At 46.8% G+C, this 18,286-nt stretch carries 18 protein-coding genes and 1 riboswitch; of the genes, 17 read left to right on the forward strand and 1 reads right to left on the reverse strand.

The features are described from left to right. The first annotated feature begins 73 nt into the window (after positions 1 to 73). The 8 genes from MHH46_RS06205 (at position 74) to MHH46_RS06240 (ending at position 7,393) form a co-directional block, all read left to right on the forward strand. Complete coding sequence (locus MHH46_RS06205; protein WP_076194756.1) at positions 74 to 610, forward strand: ATP-binding protein; 537 nt, start codon at positions 74 to 76, stop codon at positions 608 to 610. A gap of 125 nt (positions 611 to 735) precedes the next feature. Continuing rightward, positions 736 to 2,187, forward strand: a complete 1,452-nt coding sequence (locus MHH46_RS06210; protein ID WP_076194758.1) for a PLP-dependent aminotransferase family protein — start codon at positions 736 to 738, stop codon at positions 2,185 to 2,187. Between the two features lie 13 nt (positions 2,188 to 2,200). Next, entirely contained in the window at positions 2,201 to 3,133 is a 933-nt protein-coding gene (locus MHH46_RS06215) for a D-alanine--D-alanine ligase (RefSeq protein ID WP_076194760.1), read from the forward strand. Beyond that, positions 3,126 to 4,289, forward strand: coding sequence for an aminotransferase class I/II-fold pyridoxal phosphate-dependent enzyme (locus MHH46_RS06220; RefSeq protein WP_036681793.1), 1,164 nt, complete (start codon positions 3,126 to 3,128; stop codon positions 4,287 to 4,289). Before MHH46_RS06215 ends, MHH46_RS06220 begins: the two co-directional genes overlap by 8 nt. A gap of 95 nt (positions 4,290 to 4,384) precedes the next feature. Further along, complete coding sequence (gene cobT / locus MHH46_RS06225; protein WP_076104822.1) at positions 4,385 to 5,446, forward strand: nicotinate-nucleotide--dimethylbenzimidazole phosphoribosyltransferase; 1,062 nt, start codon at positions 4,385 to 4,387, stop codon at positions 5,444 to 5,446. Next, entirely contained in the window at positions 5,443 to 5,991 is a 549-nt protein-coding gene (cobU, locus tag MHH46_RS06230; RefSeq protein WP_076137512.1) for a bifunctional adenosylcobinamide kinase/adenosylcobinamide-phosphate guanylyltransferase, read from the forward strand. Before cobT ends, cobU begins: the two co-directional genes overlap by 4 nt. Further along, the gene (gene cobS / locus MHH46_RS06235) at positions 5,988 to 6,803 is read left to right on the forward strand and encodes an adenosylcobinamide-GDP ribazoletransferase (protein ID WP_076194762.1); all 816 of its coding nucleotides are present in this window, start codon (positions 5,988 to 5,990) and stop codon (positions 6,801 to 6,803) included. The genes cobU and cobS overlap by 4 nt, the downstream gene beginning before the upstream one ends. Positions 6,804 to 7,066: 263 nt before the next feature. After that, complete coding sequence (locus MHH46_RS06240; protein WP_076128128.1) at positions 7,067 to 7,393, forward strand: YnfA family protein; 327 nt, start codon at positions 7,067 to 7,069, stop codon at positions 7,391 to 7,393. A 1,180-nt stretch (positions 7,394 to 8,573) separates the two neighbouring features. Here the strand turns inward: MHH46_RS06240 and MHH46_RS06245 are convergent. Then, positions 8,574 to 10,367, reverse strand: coding sequence for a methyl-accepting chemotaxis protein (locus tag MHH46_RS06245; protein ID WP_256716523.1), 1,794 nt, complete (start codon positions 10,365 to 10,367; stop codon positions 8,574 to 8,576). 261 nt (positions 10,368 to 10,628) lie between these two features. Then, positions 10,629 to 10,674, forward strand: a riboswitch (PreQ1 riboswitch). A 10-nt stretch (positions 10,675 to 10,684) separates the two neighbouring features. Between MHH46_RS06245 and MHH46_RS06250 the strand changes: the two genes are divergently transcribed. From MHH46_RS06250 to MHH46_RS06290, 9 genes are all read left to right on the forward strand, one after another. Next, positions 10,685 to 11,398, forward strand: a complete 714-nt coding sequence (locus tag MHH46_RS06250; RefSeq protein WP_076128125.1) for a queuosine precursor transporter — start codon at positions 10,685 to 10,687, stop codon at positions 11,396 to 11,398. 278 nt (positions 11,399 to 11,676) lie between these two features. Further along, positions 11,677 to 13,158: an AMP-binding protein gene (locus tag MHH46_RS06255; RefSeq protein WP_076193026.1), complete on the forward strand. Its 1,482-nt coding sequence runs from the start codon at positions 11,677 to 11,679 to the stop codon at positions 13,156 to 13,158. Next, on the forward strand, positions 13,155 to 14,306 hold the full coding sequence (locus MHH46_RS06260) for a thiolase family protein (RefSeq protein WP_076128121.1): 1,152 nt from the start codon (positions 13,155 to 13,157) through the stop codon (positions 14,304 to 14,306). The genes MHH46_RS06255 and MHH46_RS06260 overlap by 4 nt, the downstream gene beginning before the upstream one ends. Beyond that, positions 14,303 to 14,704, forward strand: coding sequence for a MaoC family dehydratase N-terminal domain-containing protein (locus tag MHH46_RS06265; RefSeq protein WP_076193024.1), 402 nt, complete (start codon positions 14,303 to 14,305; stop codon positions 14,702 to 14,704). The genes MHH46_RS06260 and MHH46_RS06265 overlap by 4 nt, the downstream gene beginning before the upstream one ends. Next, on the forward strand, positions 14,679 to 15,020 hold the full coding sequence (locus MHH46_RS06270; protein ID WP_052096837.1) for a MaoC family dehydratase: 342 nt from the start codon (positions 14,679 to 14,681) through the stop codon (positions 15,018 to 15,020). The genes MHH46_RS06265 and MHH46_RS06270 overlap by 26 nt, the downstream gene beginning before the upstream one ends. Before the next feature lie 2 nt (positions 15,021 to 15,022). Beyond that, entirely contained in the window at positions 15,023 to 15,844 is an 822-nt protein-coding gene (locus tag MHH46_RS06275) for an SDR family NAD(P)-dependent oxidoreductase (protein WP_076193022.1), read from the forward strand. Next, complete coding sequence (locus MHH46_RS06280; protein WP_076128113.1) at positions 15,845 to 16,645, forward strand: energy-coupling factor transporter ATPase; 801 nt, start codon at positions 15,845 to 15,847, stop codon at positions 16,643 to 16,645. Beyond that, positions 16,630 to 17,487 carry an ATP-binding cassette domain-containing protein gene (locus tag MHH46_RS06285; RefSeq protein ID WP_076142166.1) on the forward strand — a complete coding sequence of 286 codons (858 nt, stop codon included), beginning with the start codon at positions 16,630 to 16,632 and terminating at the stop codon, positions 17,485 to 17,487. The genes MHH46_RS06280 and MHH46_RS06285 overlap by 16 nt, the downstream gene beginning before the upstream one ends. Beyond that, entirely contained in the window at positions 17,480 to 18,283 is an 804-nt protein-coding gene (locus MHH46_RS06290) for an energy-coupling factor transporter transmembrane protein EcfT (RefSeq protein WP_076193020.1), read from the forward strand. The genes MHH46_RS06285 and MHH46_RS06290 overlap by 8 nt, the downstream gene beginning before the upstream one ends. Positions 18,284 to 18,286: the final 3 nt, after the last annotated feature.

Consider the following 18,286-nt stretch of genomic DNA (forward strand, 5'->3'; position numbering starts at 1 on the left):
TTTATCACAATCCCTTGAGAAAGTATTTTGTAACGATGAGTATACCATCAATTGGAAGGGAGATGCATTTATAATGCTGAGCGAAAAGTTGGTTATTGAAAAATTGCTTCAGCAAAAGCGTACGAGTGTTGCTTCCAGCGTAGTGATGATGTGCGGTGTAGCGGGGTCGGGTAAAACAACCTTTGCTAAAAAGCTGGAGAAAGAGGGATTCGCCAGACTTTCGATAGATGAAGATATTTGGGCCACGCACGGCCGTTTCGGGGTGGATTATCCAGAGGACAATTATGAGTCCTATAAGGAAGAGTCGGAGATAAAGCTGCGGGGGGAGCTGGTGAATCTGCTTCAGGCAAAACATCATGTTGTTATCGATTTCAGCTTCTGGCAACGTCAGAGACGGAACGATTACAAGCAGCTCATTGAGAGTTATGGTGGCGTGTGGGAACTGATTCACTTAAAGGTTCAGCCGGATGAATTGCGTCAGAGACTGCTTATCCGGAGTGAACGTTTTGACGCCAATGCCGCATTTCCGATTACTGAGGAGATACTAACCCGGTTTTTAAATGGTTTTGAGATTCCTGCTGGAGAAGGGGAGCTTGTGATCGAAGCATAGAGCTGTAACTTGATTTTTTGGGCATTTGTCCTCTCATAGAACCACAGCCGGATTAAAATCCCATGGCTGTGGTTCTTTTTTTAAGCGAGTGATTGTGCCATGATAGTCATGGGGGCGATTGAGAGATGTTTAAGGATTTTAAGCTCATAGCCGGACGGCCGGTGTATATACAAATTAAAGACTATATGAAGCACTTAATCATAAAAGGCGGTCTGCAAGGCAATCAAAAGCTGCCCTCCACACGAGAGCTCAGCACATTGCTTAAGGTTAGCCGCAACTCCGTAATCTCTGCTTATACAGGGCTTGAGGACGATGGCTTTGCTTATGCCGTGCAAGGGCAAGGAAGTTATGTTGCAGCTACGCCGCCCGGCAGTGAAACGATCTCTTCCTGGACGATGGACTGGAAGTCACGTCTTAATGATCACGCGGTGCTGGCGGAGGAACTGGATATCATGAAGCGCGGGATTCGAGCGGAGAAGGGGACGATCTCCTTCACCAGCATAGCGCCTGATGAGAGTCTTTTTGATCTGGATAATGTGAAGCGATCCTTTATGGATCGGATGTCGGTAGAAGGCAACGTTCTGCTAAATTACGGCTATGCCAAAGGGTATAAGCCTTTAATAGACTATTTGAAGCAGTATATGGAGCACAAGGGCGTTGAAATGAAGGGCAAGGATATATTGATCACCAATGGTTTTACTGAGGGATTCGATATTGTATTGTCTGCTCTGAGTAAAAAAAATGGTTCGGTCATTTGTGAGAATCCGACGCATCATACAGCGATCAAAAATTTGAAGCTGAACGGTTTTGAGATCACCGGGATTTCGATGGAGCGTGATGGGATTGATTTGGCGGAGCTGGAGAAAGCATTGCAACAGCAAGCTTTTGACTGTGCATACTTCGTCCCTTCTTATCATAATCCAACCGGAATTGTAATGTCTCCAGAGAAAAGACAGCGGCTAATGAAGCTGATGAATTGCTACCAAGTCCCGGTGATTGAGGATGGTTTTAACGAGGAATTACGATATTCGGGCTCACATGTGGCTCCACTTATCGCAGCAGCAGGCAGCGGCAACAGCGTGATTTATCTCGGCAGCTTCTCCAAGGTATTATTTCCGGGACTACGTGTAGGTTGGGTGCTGGCGGATCAGGAGTTGATCAATTCCCTCGAAAGCGTCAAGCGCGCACGTACCATTCACACCTCGACGCTGGATCAATCCATTTTGTATCAGTATTTATTGGGTGGTCATTTAGAGAAGTATTTGAAAAAAGCCAGAGCAGAATACAAACGAAAGTATGAATTAACCCTGCAATGCTGCAAGGATTTTATTCCTTATACGGCGCTGTCAGGGGACGGTGGCCTACATCTTTTTGTAACCTTCGCGGAGGGCTTTAATACAAGGACGCTGTTGGCGGCCTGTCATGAGCAAGGGGTTATTTTTACAGCAGGAGATATATTCTTCACAGACGGTAAAGGGCAAAATACGATACGGATCGGTTTCTCCAGAGTGACGGATGAGGATATCCGCAAGGGGATCGAGATTATTGGCAGAACAGCTCGACAACTAATGGGATAAAGAGGTGCTTGAGATGAAGGTAGGCGTAATTATGGGCGGGGTATCCTCAGAATATGAGGTATCCATGAATAGCGGTAGAGAAATATTGAAGAATCTAGACCCCAATAAATATGAAATTATTCCAATTGTGATCACCAAGCGTGAGGAGCTTATTGAGCAGGCAAAGGGGATCGATATCGCACTGCTTGCACTTCATGGAGCTTACGGCGAGGATGGTACGGTTCAGGGAACGCTGGAGACGATGGGGATTCCGTATACGGGCAGCGGGGTTTTGTCTAGCAGCATTTGCATGGATAAAGATCTCTCCAAAAAGCTTATGCGCTGCGCAGGCGTCAATACAGCAGATTGGCTATGCTGGGACAGCATGAAGGATTATTCGGCTGAAGCGGTGGAACGGCTCGGATATCCTGTTATGGTGAAGCCATGTTCAGGCGGCTCGAGTATCGGAATGGAAAAAGTGAGCAGCAGTGAGGAGCTGTTGTGCGCAGTGCAGAAGGCTTTTGCCTGTGATCAGTCGATTTTGATTGAAAGCTACATTCAAGGCCAAGAAATCACCTGTTCTATTCTAAACGGAGAGCTGCTGCCTATTCTGGGAATTACCTCAGCAAATGCCGAGTGGTTCGATTACAGTGCTAAGTATGAAGAAGGCGGAGCAGATGAACGGGTCATTGAACTGCCTGCTGAGGTGCATAAGCGGGTACGCGAGGCTGCCTTGAGCTGTTACAAAGCACTAAAATGTAGCGTGTATGCACGGGTTGATATGCTGCTTAAAGAGGGGATTCCTTATGTGCTGGAGGTGAATACGTTACCAGGCATGACGAAGGCCAGTCTTTTACCCAAAAGCGCGCAAGCGGCAGGCTACACCTTCAGCGGACTGCTGGACGAAATCATCTCCCTTTCCCTAACAGAAAAGAGTGCAAAAGAAGAGGTGTACAGTCATGCATAATGAATGGATTGCTCCACGTGTGCGGGAGATTGCACCCTCGGGGATTCGGGCTTTTTTTGACCTAAGTACGGGGAATCAGGATATTATATCGCTGGGTGTAGGGGAACCGGATTTCGTTACACCGGAGCATGTAAGAGCTGCCTGTATTCGGGCCTTGAATAATGGGGAAACGATGTATACGCCAAATTCCGGTTTACTGGAGCTTAGAGAGGAGATCGCTTCTTATCTGCACACAAGTTTCAAGCTTCGCTATGAGCCAAACGATGAGATTATGGTTACGGTGGGAAGCAGCGAGGCTGTGGATTTGGCATTACGAGCTTTCATTACACCTGGGGATGAGATTATCGTCCCTTCTCCGAGCTATATCGCATATTCGCCGATTACCCATTTAAACGGGGGGGTTACGGTGGAGGTAGAATCATCGGCCGAGCAGGGGTTTAAGCTTACTGCTGAAGCGTTACGGAAGGTGATTACTCCGCGTTCCAAGCTTCTTATGGTGAATTTTCCGACTAATCCTACAGGTGCAGTAATGACTTATGAAGATTGGCTGCCTATTGCACAGATTGTAAAAGAGAATAACCTACTGGTCATTTCAGATGAAATTTATGCCGAGCTTACGTATGACAGTCAGCATGTCAGCATCGCCTCTCTTCCCGGGATGCTGGAAAGGACGATTGTGATTAGCGGCTTCTCCAAAGCTTTTGCAATGACTGGCTGGAGAGTGGGTTATGCTTGTGGCGATCGAGAATTAATTGCTGCGATGCTAAAAATCCATCAATACACTGCGATGTGTGCCCCAGTGCTCGGTCAAATTGCTGCGATTGAATCATTGCGCAATGGAATGCAGCATAAGGAACATATGAAGCAATGCTTCGATGAGCGGAGAAAGCTGCTGGTTAGTGGATTTCGATCCATAGGACTACCTTGCCATGAACCTGCGGGTGCATTTTATGCCTTTCCTTCCATCGCTCACACCGGAATGAAATCAGAAGACTTCGCTTTGCAGCTGCTCAGGGAGGTCGGTGTCGCTGCGGTTCCCGGTCATGTGTTTGGAGCAGGCGGAGAGGGTTATATTCGCTGCTCCTATGCCGCTTCCTTACAAAAATTGACGGAGGCGCTGGAGAGAATCGAAGATTTTATGAAAGTGAAGTTGTAATTCTAGAAGTCCCCCTCTATCATAGATGGGGGCTTTTCTGCGAATATGAGATAGAATAGGTTATACGGATACATTTAATAGGAGGTCGTAATTATATGCTTTCAGATATTCAAGACGTAATTAAACAAATCATTCCGGCTGATGATCAGTCCATCCTCAAGGCGGAGCATCGGCTGAACATTCTGACCAAACCTCCGGGCAGTTTGGGACAATTGGAACCTCTGGCCGTTAAGCTCGCTGGAATTTCGGGTACGGAGCAGCCTAGTTTCACCAAACGAACAGTTGTTGTGATGGCTGCTGATCATGGGGTGTGCTGCGAAGGGGTTAGCGCATTTCCACAGGAAGTCACGCTACAGATGGCCCATAACTTTCTCAGCGGTGGAGCGGCTGTGAATGTATTGGCACGTCAAGCTGGGGCAGAGGTACAGTTTGTTGATGTCGGCATAAACGGCGATCTTAGTCATGTCGATCTGATTGATCGTAAAGTGCGCCGGGGGACGGATAATATGGCTGTGGGACCTGCGATGAGTCGTGAGGATGCCATGAATGCTCTTCTTGTTGGGATAAGAGTCGCGCAGGAAGCGGTTAAGAACGGCACGGAGATTTTTATAACAGGCGAAATGGGCATTGGGAATACTACGGCTAGTGCTGCCATTCTATGTGCTCTCAAAGGAATAGCCCCTGAAGTAGCTGTGGGACGAGGAACGGGAATTGATGATGAACGTTTACTACATAAAATTGCAGTGGTGGAACGCGCCTTAAAGGTAAATCAGCCGAATTCAGCAGATCCGTTGGATGTATTATCTAAAGTTGGCGGACTGGAAATCGCTGGCTTGGCGGGACTGATTCTTGGTGCGGCTGCTAATCGGACACCTATCATTTTGGATGGCTTTATTTCGGGGGCGGCAGCGCTTGTGGCAAAAGCTCTTGCACCTGAATCCATCGCTTATATGATAGCGTCTCATGTATCAGGAGAACGGGGACACAAGTTAATGCTGGAGCAGCTTGGGCTTGAACCGCTGCTTAACCTCGGTCTGCGATTGGGTGAGGGAACAGGGGGAGTATTATGCCTTCATTTAATCGAGGCGATCTGCCGCATTTTGAGCGAAATGGCAACCTTTGAAAGTGCAGGCATCTCTGGAGCTGGTCAACGATGAGCATTCTTGTAACGGGAGGCGCACGTAGCGGGAAAAGTGGTTTTGCAGAAAAACTGATACAGTCACTGGCAGATCAGGCCTTCTATGTAGCAACCGGACAGGCTTTTGACGACGAAATGAAGGAACGGATTGCTCTGCATCAGCATCAACGAATGGAAAGTGGTTACGCTTGGGAGACGCTTGAGGAACCGTATGATTTACCAGATCTGCTAAAGCGATTATCGGGTGAAAAAGCGGTGCTCGTAGATTGTTTAACCTTATGGTTATCCAATGCATTATTGGCTGTGGAAGGTTTTGAAAATAGACAAGAGCTTGTTGAGAGTGAAATAACAAGGCTTGAAGACAGTGTGCGTTCTTTTCAAGGCACGCTTATTCTGGTCACTAATGAGGTTGGCGACGGGATTGTTCCGGAGTATGCGCTTGGCCGATTGTATCGTGATCTGGCGGGACGAATGAACGCCCTGATCGCTCGGCAATGCGAACAGGTCTTTCTAGTAACTGTTGGAATTCCGATTGAGCTGAAGAGCAGGGAGTATCGTTTATGAGGGAGCGTAGGGATGCGGCGGTAGCTGCCTTTCAGTTCTTATCCCGATTTCCTGTAAAAGGTGATCCGGGATTCTCTCCTGAACTGCTGCGACGGAGTGTAATCTTCTATCCCATGGTAGGCGCAGCAATTGGGCTGTGTGTAGCTGCTGGAGCAGCCCTGACGGGATTGCTTTTACCTGCTTGGCCAGCAGCTGTGCTCACTCTGATGCTGTGGGTAGGTCTCACTGGCGGGTTGCATCTTGATGGCTGGATGGACAGCGCGGATGGTCTGCTCAGCTATCGGCCACGGGAGCGAGCCCTGGAGATTATGAAGGACAGCCGTGTGGGTGCGATGGGCGTACTCGCCTGCGTGCTGCTCCTGCTGTTTAAAGCATCTTTGTTGGCAGCTCTAATCGAAGGCTTCGCCTACTACGAGCTGCCGCTGCTCTTGGTACCAGCGGTCTGGAGCCGCTGGTATATGGTGCGGGCAATGGTGCGTTATCCCATTGCCCGTGGAGACGAGGGGCTGGCCGCGAACTTCGCCGGCCTAGCTTCCTCGCATGAGCGGCGCGCGCTGGCAGTCGCCACGCTGCTCTCGCTGGCCGCCGCCGCTGCGCCACTGGCGCTCGGCGCTGGCTTAGCCGCGTGGCCGCTGCATCTGGCGGCAGCTCTGCTGCTGCCGGTCGCGGCCTTGGCCTGCGGCACCGCGGCTGCGCGGCGGATCAGCAGCCGGCTCGGCGGGCTCACCGGCGACGTGTACGGCGCGCTGAACGAGCTGCTGGAGGTTGTACTGCTGCTAGTGTTATTGCTGCTCCAGCACAATTTAATGTGAGCTCCACGGGGGAATCTTGAGTAATTTGGTGTAGGTGGTACTACGGATGAACCTTGAGTAATTTGCTGTAGGTAGCTCCCTGGGTGAACATTGAGTAGTTTGCTATAGGTAGCTCTAAGGGTGGATCTTGAGTAATTTGCATAGGTAGCTCCATGGGTGAACCTTGAGTGGTTTGTTGTAGGAGCTCTACGGGTGAACCTTGAGTACAATTTGTTGTGAGCAACCTTTGCGTTTTTATGAGATAGATAGGGAAGAGGGATGACATGTTATTTGCCATTCTGCTGTTTATAATTGCTGGGCTTGCTGAGATCGGTGGCGGATATTTAGTATGGTTATGGTTGAGAGAATCACGGCCACTTTGGTACGGTTTAGTGGGGTCTTTGATTCTGATAGCGTATGGGATTATCCCTACGTTGCAGAAATTCCCTTCCTTCGGTAGAGTGTATGCGGCTTACGGCGGGGTGTTTATCGTACTCGCGGTCTTATGGGGATGGCTTGTAGACAAGAAGACACCAGACGTATACGACTGGGTCGGAGCTGTTATTTGTGTGATCGGTGTATCGGTTATCCTCTGGGCACCGCGGCACTAGGTTGAGTGAGGTTTGCTTAGCCATAAAAGCGGAATGAAAGCTGAGTAACCTAGTTTTTACTAAGTGAGTAACTTGGCTCCGGACTCAGGAGACCTTATTTGCGATAAAAGGGTTAATTTGGAGCGTTTTCGGACATCAGAGGCGCTATTTGAACAAAATAGGCTGAGTCTGGGTTGATTATGAGGCAATAGCGTCTCTCGAGTCCGAAAAAGTCTCCGAATGGCAGTTTTTCGAGTAATAGCGGCATCTGAGTCCGCAAGCCAGCAGCAAATGGCGTGCTGAGTCTAAGTGAGAGCTTCGCGCAAGCTAGCGCATGTAGCCGAGTCTATTGCTGTAGGTAGCATCGACGGAGGAACTTTGAGTAATTTGCAGTAAGTAGCATCGACGGATGAACTTTGAGTAATTTGCAGTAGGTAGCATCGACGGAGGAACTTTGAGTAATTTGCAGTAAGTAGCATCGACGGATGAACTTTGAGTAATTTGCAGTAGGTAGCATCCACGGATGAACTTTGAGTAATTTGCAGTAAGTAGCATCGACGGATGAACTTTGAGTAATTTGCTGTTGGTAGTGCCACGGATGAACTTTGAGTAATTTGCTGTAGGTAACTTGGCTCCGGACTCAGGAGACCTTATTTGTGATAAAAGGGTTAATTTGGAGCGTTTTCGGACACCAGAGGCGCTATTTGAGCGAAATAGGCTGAGTCTGGGTTGATTATGAGGCAATAGCGTCTCTCGAGTCCGAAAAAGTCTCCAAATGGCAGTTTTTCGAGTAATAGCGGCATCTGAGTCCGCAAGCCAGCAGCAAATGGCGTGCTGAGTCTAAACGAGAGGATTGCGCAAGCCAACGGCAAATGACGCGCCGAGTCTAAACGAGAGTATCGCGCAAGCCAGCAGCAAATGGCGTGCTGAGTCTAAACGAGAGGATTGCGCAAGCCAACGGCAAATGACGCGCCGAGTCTAAGCGAGATTATCGCGCAAGCCAACGGCAAATGACGTGCCGAGTCTAAGTGAGAGCTTCGCGCAAGCCTAGCGCATGTAGCCAAGTCTAATCGAGGTTCCGCGCAAGCCTAGCACATGCCCCCAAGTCTAAGCGAGACCTCCGCAAGCGCTAGCGAGCCATCGCAAACTAAAAACCCCCGTTCAACACTTTCGTGTGAACGGGGGTTTTAATTTACAAGCGTTAAATCTTAAATTGCTGCACAGCTTCTTGGAGTTTCTTGGCTTGCTCATACAGATGTTTAACGGTTTCTGCATGGCCTTCCAGTTCGACGCGCTGCCGCTCTGAGTTAGCAGCGAGTGTGTCCGCACTTTCTTGCGATCTTGATGTAATTTGTGCAGTTTCTTCGACGGAAGCACTGACTTCTTCTGTACTTGCTGAGATTTGCTGTGTAGCCGCAGATACGGATTGGATGCTGTGATTGATGCTTTGGATAAGAATCAGGAGGTGATTAAAGGCATCACCTGCTTCTGCTACTTTGCCGACTCCAGAGGCAACCTCAGAATTCACGTGGTTCATCTCGGTAACGGAGCGACTCATATCTTCTTGAAGCCCAAGTAGGAAGTCACGGATCTGTTCGTTTGCGTTACGGGATTGTTCAGACAGCTTGCGTACTTCTCCTGCAACAACAGCAAAGCCGCGTCCATGCTCTCCTGCGCGTGCAGCTTCAATTGAAGCATTCAGCGACAGCATTTGGATCTGTTTCGTAATTTCAGTAATACTGTGAACGACTTCTCCGATCATTACTGAACGCTCATTCATGATTTGTAATTGATCCAGCGACTGTAGGGAAGCACGTTCAACCTGGCGCATTTGCAGCACAGCGCTTTGAGCAATTTCATTACCGCCACTTGCTTCAGCGGAAGCCTCACTGATTTGCTCCGTGACTTCATTCGCTGCTGAGGCAATACTTTGAATGCCTAAATTGATTTCTTCCATTGCTCTCGAGTTATCTGATGCACTGCTAGCGATAGTCGTACTACCTTTGCCGATTTCTACTACCGATGAGCTGGAGTGTTCCGCCATATCATTGAGAACCTCAACACGTTCTTTTAAAGAGTTGGAATCCGCAACGACAGTATTAGAGGTTACCAGTACATGTCCAATCATTTCTTTCAGGCGTTGGGTCATCGCTTGGAAGCTTACGGACAACTGTGCAACTTCGTCATTTCCTTTAACTGATAATTCTTCGGTGAAATCTCCCTCTGCGAGCCGGGCACTATAAGCTGCCAGTTTTGAGATTGGACGTGTTATACGCACACTCATGAACCATGCACCAGTTAGGCCGATGATCAACGTCAGAAGTGTGATTCCGGCACTTGTCCATAGAATACTGTCTGTTTTTTCTTGAATGAAGCTTACGTCACTGCTTACACCGATAACCATCGTACTTCCGGGAATACCGATATAAGCTGTTTTATGTATACCATGTGCGTCGCTATATGTATCGCTTAGTCCAGTTTTTCCTTTAGAGGCTTGTTGCATTGCAGAGGATACGGTGACACTTTCTGCCCGTTGCAATTTTGCATCGTGATCTGCGGATAGAATCTCAGCTTCTTTCCCTTTCAGATTGACCAGAAAAATGGTTTCCACTCCATGTTGTTTCCTCTTTTCCTGAAAATAGAACTCGAGATTGGTGGCAGACTGATCGTTCTTATTTAGGGTTTGCTGGGCGTGCATTACGTTGAGATTCTTATATACGTCCTGAGCAGCGGCAGTAAGGATTTTGTTAATCTGCGGCATAACATAGCTGTTGAAGATACTGATAGAGATAAAATAGAAGCTGGTGCTTAACAAAAGAGACGTGAGCAACAGAACAACAAATAATAAACGCGTAAATTTGCGACTGATCGAATGCTTGATACGAAACATATCGTTCTCTCCTTTTTTTATGGACGGTGAGGTCATTTCTTTTTTGGTCTTCACTAGATACTCCATGCCAACTGCTGGAAATTGGCGACCCGAGATATATTCCATAGTTATGTCATATTTCTACTAAATGGATCGGGAATAAGGTGTTTGATACTATTCTATAGAATTAACCTCTGGATGAATAGTGAAAGTTTTGTCCTATAGAGCATTTTTTTCTGAAAAAAATGAATTATTGCTGACTATTTTAGATAATTGGCGAAAAAAAAGAAATGGAACTACCAATTTCATATAAAAATATTATTTTTATGGATTGTTAAGCGCTATTGTGATAGAGTATTAATGTTTTGTTCCGAAAATTTAATATTGTAAGCCGCGGTTCGTAACCATCCCGCGTAAACAAAACTAGGAGGAATTTCAGTAATATGTTTAATTTGCTGTGGGGAGTTTTATTTGTTATTGTCAATTTTGCTTTTTTTCTACTCTGTTACCGCTTGTTCGGGAAAAGTGGAATGTACGCCTGGGTAGGTATTGCTACTGTAATTGCTAACATTCAGGTAGCTAAGACGATTGCTATGCCATTTGATATTGTGATGACACTCGGAAATACGATGTATGTCACTTTATATATGACCAGCGATTTACTTAATGAGAAGTACGGAAGAGCGGAAGCACGTAAAGCGGTCTGGTTTGGTTTCTTCACCTTGCTTATGACTACAGTCATTATGCAGATGGTACTAGTATTTAAGCCGCAGGAGACCGATATCGCTCAGTCTTCTTTGGAGACGATTTTTGGGCTGATGCCTCGACTAGCTTTGGGTAGTCTTACTGCTTACTTCATTAGTCAGTTCCTAGATGTTCGGTTGTACTCTTGGATTCGGAAATATTACAGCACCTCAAGTCAGCTGTGGATTCGTTCCAACGGTAGTACGATGATTAGCTCCTTTGTGGATACACTTATTTTCTGTACCATTGCGTTTGCGGGCTTGTATGACTGGAATGTATGGCTTGAAATTTTGCTTACGACTTATCTAGCGAAGTTCTTACTAACCGCAGTAAGCACACCTATCTTATATATCGCCCGAACCTTTACTTTTGCTGAAGAGGGTTCACCATCATCCGTTCAAAAGAAGGACTAAACAACAATACAGCCAGCGCGTACCGATCATAATCGATGCGTGCTGGCTGTTTTTTCGTTGTAAGATGGACTTAATAGTTACATGAAAGATGTGTACATAAAAATAATATAAAGCTAAAATAAGCTATCGTAGCAATTCTAGCGGGTTAGTTTAACAGGAGCGCCGGCGATGGCGCTTATCACATATCCTTTAGTTTGGGCTGGACTTGCGGGGCAGTCCGATTGAAGAGAATGTATATAATCGGTAGTCACAGAAAATACGAACAGGTGTGATCTAGGATGAATCTAGTAGTTCCTATACTGCGTCATGCAGCACAGCAGCCCGACAGCATTGCCTTAACCCATGACCAAGCAAGTCATACCTATGCCACATTAGTAAAAACGATGCGGAGAATCGCGAATGGCTTACAGCAAAAGGGTCTGAGGCATGACAAAATCGCGATTTTATCTACGAATCGTATTGAATTTGTTGAGGTTTTTTTGGGGGCGATTTATGCGGGCTGTGTTCCCATTCCCTTAGATCCCAAGTGGAGTGCTAATGAACTGCAGGTTATTATAGAGCAGTGCCAGCCGACAATGATTTTTGCCGAGCCGGAAGCCGCAAAGAATCTGACCTTCAAGGATCAAATGATCCAAACATTGACCTTCTCAAATGAACGAACAGGTTCCTATGATCAGTGGCTGGCTGCCCTGAAGCCGGAGGCTGAGTTGGATGAGACGAATGAATTATTATTTATTGGCTTTACGTCAGGCACAACCGGATTGCCCAAAGGTTATATGCGTACCCATTTATCATGGTTAAAAAGCTTTGAGGTCTCGAATATTGCTTTTGAATTGGACGCTATGAAGGATGTTTTGGCACCAGGTCCATTTGTGCATTCCCTATCCTTATTCGCCGTAATGCAGAGTCTATATGGTGGAGCAACCTTTCATATCACACAAAAATTTAGTGCCACGCAGGTGTTAGAGTTGTGCCAGCAAATTGCGGGCGTGGTGCTGTTCGTCGTACCAACAATGATCGAATCCATGATGCAGCAGGCTGTACCTGGGCAGATACAGATTGATGCGATGATTAGCTCAGGTGCAAAGTGGTCGGAGTTGTCCAAGAAAAGGGGCATGGAAGTGTTTGGTGGAGCGCGGCTTTATGAATCCTACGGTTCTTCAGAAGCGAGCTATATTAGTTATTTGGATGTTCTGACCGAGCATAATCCGACCTCTGTAGGCAAACCTTATCCCGGGGTGCAAATTTCCATTCGTGATGACCAGTTCCGGGAAGTCCCTCCTGGGGAGATTGGGCAGCTATATGTGCGTAGTGATATGATATTTTTAGGCTACCATCAATTGCCGAATGAGACAGCAGCAGCTTTTAGAGAGGGATGGCTTGTTTTAGAAGACTATGTTTATCAGGATGAAGCTGGTTATTTATATATGGCGGGACGTTTGAAGAATAAAATCATATCCGGAGGGCTGAACGTTTATCCGGAAGAAATAGAGAGGGTGCTGGAGTTTCTTCCGGAAATAGATGAAGTGATGGTGCTTGGCGTGCCTGACGATTACTGGGGAGAACAGCTGATAGCTCTCGTGAAGTGGAGCGGAGAACAGCACTTATCTGTCGAAGAAATTAAGAATTATTGCCGCCAGTATTTAGCGAGCTACAAAGCGCCGAAGCAGCTGCTAACCCTGGATGAATTTATCTATACAAGCAGTGGCAAAATTGCCCGGCAAGCGATGAAAGACTATGTGAAAAGAGCGATGATATGATAGAAGCAGTAATTGTCATGGCAAAACGTACACCGGTTGGCAGAATGGGTGGCTTATTAAGTACACTTGAGCCGGAGGCATTACTGGCGCCGCTTATTCAGCATATTGTAGCCGAAACGAACTTGCCTAAAGAACTGATCGATGATGTCATTATTGGGAATGTTGTGGGCCCAGGAGGTAATATTGCCCGGGTAGCTGCGCTTGAAGCGGGGCTGCCTGTTTCGGTTCCGGGCGTCACCGTGGATCGTCAGTGCGGATCTGGGCTAGAGGCAATTAATATAGCAGCAAGACTGATTCAAAGCGGCGCTGGTGAGATTTATTTAGCAGGTGGTGTCGAAAGTACGAGCCGTGCTCCATGGAAAATGGCTAAACCACAGACGTTAATGGGGGTTCCACAGCTGTATACCCGTGCACATTTTACGCCTAGCTCTTACGGTGATCCGGATATGGGAATTGCTGCAGAGAATGTAGCTAGGAAATACGGGATTTCTCGAGAAGAGCAGGATCAATATGCCTTAAAAAGCCATCAAAAGGCGGTTCATGCTCAGCAAAGTGACCGGTTTCAGCAGGAGATAGTACCTCTTCAGGTAGAGGGGCAGTGGGTGAGCACCGACGAATGTCCTCGGGCAAATACGAGTCTGGACAAGCTGCAAAAGCTGCCGCCAATTTTTGAAGAAAAGGGTACCGTCACTGCTGGAAATGCTTGTCCTATTAATGATGGCGCAGCGCTTCTATTAATGATGTCTCGTGAGAAATGCCAGCAGCTTAAGCTTACCCCTATTTTGCGGGTCGTGGATGCGCAAGCTGCGGGTGTAGATCCGAACTATTTGGGTATGGGGCCTGTACCAGCTGTGCAAAAGGTGTTAAAACGCCAAAAGCTTACCGTTGCCGATTTAGATATCATAGAGTTTAACGAAGCTTTTGCTTCACAAGTATTGGCATCACTGAACGAGCTTCAAATTCCACAGGAAAAGGTCAATCTTGGCGGGGGGGCATTAGCAATAGGCCATCCATACGGAGCTTCCGGGGCTATGTTAATGACTCGCTTATGTGCTGAAATGCAACATGTCCCTTACCAACGAGGGCTTGCTACTCTGGGAATCGGCGGTGGGATAGGTCTGGCAACACTCGTGGAGGTTATAGAATGAACAGTGTCCGACATCAGATCCATATGACTGCTGAATGGATTTCGGACTATGCACAGAGTATTGAAGCACCCGTGCAGACGATAAATGGAAAGCTGATCGCTCCTGCGACGATGCCTATTATTTTCTGGCAAGACTTCGATATTCCTTGGTTAATCATCGGTGAATCCTTGCTTCACGGCACTCAGAAATTTTCATATCAGGCTCCGATTACGGCGGGGATGATTTTGGATTGTGAATTAGCGTTAACGGGCGAGGTGCAAAAAGAAGGCAGACAGGGTAAACTGACTTTTTACACACATACGCTGGTTTGTAGGTGTGAGGGTAAGCTAATAGTCACCGCAGAAACGGTGTTAATTCGGGTAGGTGATGATCATGATAAAAAAGTGCATAACAGCTGAGGCTATCCGGCAATATGCAGCTGCTTCCCAAGATTTGGCGCCTATACATCTAGATGCAGAGGCCGCAGCCAAGGCTGGTTTGGAGCGACCCATCGCACATGGGATGTATCTTATGGGATTAGCCCAATCTTTGTATATTGCTGAGCACCCTACACAGTGGATCACTCAATATGATATGAAATTTCATAAGCCAATAGAGGTCGATAGTGTCGTGATTTTTGATTTTGCAGCGGACGATTGCTTTGTGAAAGTGATCCTTACAACAGAAGCTGGCGATGTTATTGCTGCGGGAGCTTTTGCAGTGAAAGAGGTGTAGCGATGAATAAAGTGGCCTTAATTACTGGAGCAACAAGAGGGATCGGACGTAGTATCGCCATGCAGCTTGGCAAGTCAGGTTATATAGTGGTTGTAAATGGTACGAAACAAGTCTTAATTGATGAGGTTGTGCGCGAGATCCGCCAGGCAGGCGGAGAGGCGCTAGGGTACGCTGCTAATGTAGCCGATTCCGTCGCAGTCACTGCCATGGTAGATGAGGTCATTGCCCGATACGGTCGTATCGAGGTATTGATAGCTAACGCGGGAATTGTGCAGGATCAGAAATGCCAACGTATGACGGATGAACAGTGGAAGAATGTTCTGGATGTGCATTTAAATGGCACTTATTATTGCATTCAACGAGTATTACCACATATGCGTGAAACAGGTGGGGATATCCTGTTGATGACCTCTGCTGCTGGACTAGCAGGTTCCGTAGGTCAGGTGAATTATAGTGCAGCCAAGGCTGGAATACTGGGCATGATGTGGACGCTCGCAGCAGAGCTGAAACGTGACCAGATTAGGGTCAATGCGATTTCTCCAGCGGCATTAACAGATATGACCAGACCTATAATTGACCATTTGAAGGAAAAATATTTCAGTCGTAATGAACGTTTGCCTGATTTTTGGAGAATAGGTGACGCTGAGGCTATTGCTTCCTTCGTGACTGCATTGTTGAGGGAGTCCGACGCGGATTTAACCGGTGAAATCTTTGCCGTGAATGGATCAAAAGTGACAAAATGGGAGAAGCCTGCACCTGCATTTTCCGAGAATAGCATTGAGGCATTTTTTGCTGCTTGGCACCGTCAAAAGGGGACTGAATAAATGCTTACCTTCGATCAAGTTTGTTTTTATTATAAAAAAGGACAACCTCTTCTGGAGGATATTAGCTTTACGATAGACGCAGGGGAGTTTGTGGCGATAGTCGGGGCGAATGGTTCTGGCAAATCCACTATTGCAAAGCTCATGGACGGACTGCTGCTGCCGCGAAAAGGGACTGTACAATTTAAGAGCTTGGACACAGCAAAACCAACGGATCTTGCGGAGATTCATCAGCAAATCGGTTTTGTTTTTCAGAATCCAGAGGATCAATTTATCACCACAACCGTTATGGATGAGGTGCTTTTTGGTTTGGAGAATATCCGTGTGCCGAGGGAGGAAATGCGCAGCCGATTGGATCATGCCTTACAGGCCGTTCATATGGAGGATTATCTGGAAGCTATGCCACATCAGCTATCTGGAGGTCAAAAGCAACGTGTCGCTATCGCAGCTATATTGGCGATGCGCCCGCAAGTCATTATTTTTGACGAGGCTACCTCAATGCTTGATCCTCAGGGAAGACAGCAGGTTCTTTCTATTATGCAAGAGCTGCATCGTCAAGGCCTGACGCTTATTCATATCACCCACCATATGGAGGAAGTGTTTGCAGCAGAACGCGTATTGCTCCTGCACCAAGGACGACTTGAGTTTGACGGCGATCCACTGACTTTTTTTGAAACCATGCCTGTTGCGGACTATCAATTACAACTGCCCTTCGCAGTGCGTGTACATACATTGCTCCATTCAGCAGCACCGCTAACAGCCGATTGGAAGGGGATAATTCGATCACAATGGTCTACCAATTAAAAAATCTAAGTGTGAACTATGCCGATCATGTGGCTTTGCGAAATATAAACTGCACTATTCCTGAAGGCAAATGGATTTCTATTATCGGTCCAACAGGTGCAGGAAAGTCTACCTTTGTCAAAGTGCTGAAGGGCTTGATTCCCACCGTAAAAGGAGACTATTGGATTAACCAGCAGCCTGCCAGCAGAGATGCTAAAGGACGCTTAAAGGTTGTCCCCGAGTTGGGTTTCGTTTTTCAATATCCGGAGCATCAGCTATTCGAAACAACGGTGCATAAGGAGCTTGCTTTTGCTCTGAATCAGCAGGGTGCTTCACGTCAGCAAATTACAGAGGCGATTGAAATGATCTTGCCGCAAGTGGGTTTGCCAGAGGGGATTCTCCCCTTAAATCCATTCCAGCTAAGTGGTGGTGAAAAGCGCCGTGTAGCTATTGCCTCTGTACTGATGACAAATCCGAAGCTGCTGATATTGGATGAACCGACAGCGGGTCTCGATCCAGCTAGCCAAGTGTCTTTGCTGAGGCTACTAAAGGAATGGCAGCAACAAGACAATCGCACCATCCTCTTCGTTTCGCATCAGATGGGTGATGTTGCCGAATTCTCAGATGAGGTCATGGTTTTTCATGAAGGTCAGTTAAAAGGGCATCATGATACCAGAACATTGTTTCTGGAAAAGGAAGAATTACTGCTGGAACTTGGACTATCCTTGCCTGAACCCGTACAGCTCTTGAAGTTAGTGGAGGAATTATCTGGTCAGAAGATTGAAGTTGCCAGCTGTAAAGAGCAGGATATCTTCGAAGCGATTTTGCCGATTTGGCATTCGAGGGGGCAAGGGCATGGCTGATTCCGTATTAGTCGGTCAATATGTGGAGACACATTCGATTTTTCATCGTTTAGATCCTCGTTCAAAGCTTGTAAGTATCGTGATGCTCATGCTTAGCTTTATGATGCTTGGTACGGGGCTTAGTTATGTTGTTGCAACCTTTTTTGTATTGGGATTGTTACTACTATCTAAAGTTCCTGTGCATTTTTTTTGGCGAGGGCTACGGCCGGTATTATTTATTTTATTATTTACTTTTGTTTACAATGCCGTGTTCACCAAGGGGACGATTCTCTGGTCATGGTTTTTTATCGAGGTGACTGAAGAGGGATTGTGGATAGGATTACGTTTTGTATGGCGGATTATATTGCTCATCTTGTTAGCCTCAATTCTGACATTAACTACTAAACCGCTAGACTTAGCTTATGGTCTGGAGAAGTTGCTTGCCCCTCTATCCAAATTGGGGGTACCCGTAGAGCAGTTCTCTTTAATGATAGTGATTGCGATCCGTTTTATCCCTACCATCAAGGAGGAGCTTGATCGTATCCTTCTCGCACAAAAGGCTAGAGGTTATGATCTCACAGTATTGTCACTGCCTAAACGGGTATATGCGTACATTCCGATCATTATTCCTCTGCTCTTCACAACGATTCAACGTGCTGAACAGCTGAGCTATGCAATTGATGCGCGTGCTTATGGGAATGGTAAAGGAAGGACTTCTTTTAAAAGACTGCAATTTCAGCAAATAGATTATCTGGCAGGGGGAGCTGCCCTTTTAATTGCCGTGATTCTACTTTGCTTAAAGATAGGAAAGGTGTAGATG

Origin of the sequence: Paenibacillus sp. FSL H8-0175, from assembly GCF_045040615.1 — a bacterium.
Lineage (GTDB): Bacteria > Bacillota > Bacilli > Paenibacillales > Paenibacillaceae > Paenibacillus_AQ > Paenibacillus_AQ odorifer.